The 1226-nt window shown below is 63.3% G+C and carries 1 protein-coding gene; it reads left to right on the top strand.

The features are described 5' to 3' along the window. Positions 1–222 precede the first annotated feature (222 nt). Complete coding sequence (locus DLM85_RS24750; RefSeq protein ID WP_165822298.1) at positions 223–1206, top strand: IS110 family RNA-guided transposase; 984 nt, start codon at positions 223–225, stop codon at positions 1204–1206. Positions 1207–1226 lie beyond the last annotated feature (20 nt).

Genomic DNA, 1226 nt, shown 5'->3' with positions numbered 1-1226 from the left:
TCCTATGTTTGAGCGGATGCTTAAACTTAGACCACGACGCAACGGACGGGAGTAAGATGGATTAGAGGCCTGGGGCCAGCCGAGCCCGGCAAACATGAGCATCCCCCGTCCGTTCTACGGCCACCTTGGACAGTTCCGTTAGGCCACTACGAGCCTGCATTAGGATCGAGAATGCTGCCGTGGAAGACGTCGCCCCGTGTTTCCCTTCTAAGCCTGCTTCCCATGCAAACGACTTCCGCCGTGGTGGGCGTCGACGTGAGCAAAGCCACGTTGGCCGTGTGCCACCAGCCGGGCCCCAGCCCGCAACACCTAGACGTGCCCAACACGCCAGCCGGCTTCCGCGAGCTGGTGCGCCGCTGCGGCGTCCGCAGCCTGTACGTGCTGGAGGCCACTGGTACCTACTATCTGGCCCTGGCCTACCACTTGGTGGCGGCCGGCGCCGAGGTAGCCGTGCTCAACCCCATCGTCGTGCGGCGCTTTATCCAGATGCACCTGGGCAAGGGCAAGAGCGACCGGAAAGACGCGCAGTGGCTCTGGCGCTTCGGCCAGCAGCAGGCCACCCCGCGTTGGCAGCCGGAAGAAGCAGCGCTGGTCGAGTGCCGGCAGCTGCAACAGGCCGCTGAGCTGCTCATTCGGCAGCAAACGATGGTCAGCAATGCCCTGGAAGCGCTGTTGCACCAGCCGCTGGTGTGCGCCGAGGCCCGGCGCCAACTGCAGCTCACACGGCGCCGGTTGGACGAGCAAGTGCAGCGCATCGAAGCGGAGTTGCTGACGCGCATCGAGCAGCGCTACGCGGCGGAAATGCCGCTGCTGTGCTCCATTCCCGGCATCGGGCGCAAGACGGCGGCCTTGCTGCTGTTGTTTGCCGGCGGCTTTACGCGCCTGAACAACCACCGCCAACTCATCGCCAAAGCCGGGCTCTGCCCGCACGAATACACCTCCGGTACGAGCGTGCGCGGGCAAACGCGCATTACCAAGACCGGCGGCAACCTGGTTCGCAGCAAGCTCTACCTGTGTAGCTGGTCCGCCTGCCGGGCCAACGCCGCCTGCAAGGCCCTCTACCAGCGGCTCGTAGCCAAGGGCAAACACAAGAAACTGGCCCTGATTGCCGTCTGCAACAAACTCCTCAAACAGGCCTTCGCCATCGTCAAATCCGGTGTGGCTTACCAACCCGACTTCGCTCAAAAAGCCCTGCACATGACTTGACTTTCAACACAGTTCATGTT

This window comes from Hymenobacter edaphi (assembly GCF_003258365.1).
In the GTDB taxonomy this organism is placed as follows: domain Bacteria; phylum Bacteroidota; class Bacteroidia; order Cytophagales; family Hymenobacteraceae; genus Solirubrum; species Solirubrum edaphi.
The sequence above is the reverse complement of the archived record's forward strand: the minus strand, read 5'-3'. Positions and strand labels throughout refer to the sequence as shown.

Coding starts and splice junctions, on each gene's coding strand:
- DLM85_RS24750 (WP_165822298.1), top strand. CDS start 223: ATGCAAACGACTTCCGCCGTGGTGGGCGTCGACGTGAGCAAAGCCACG.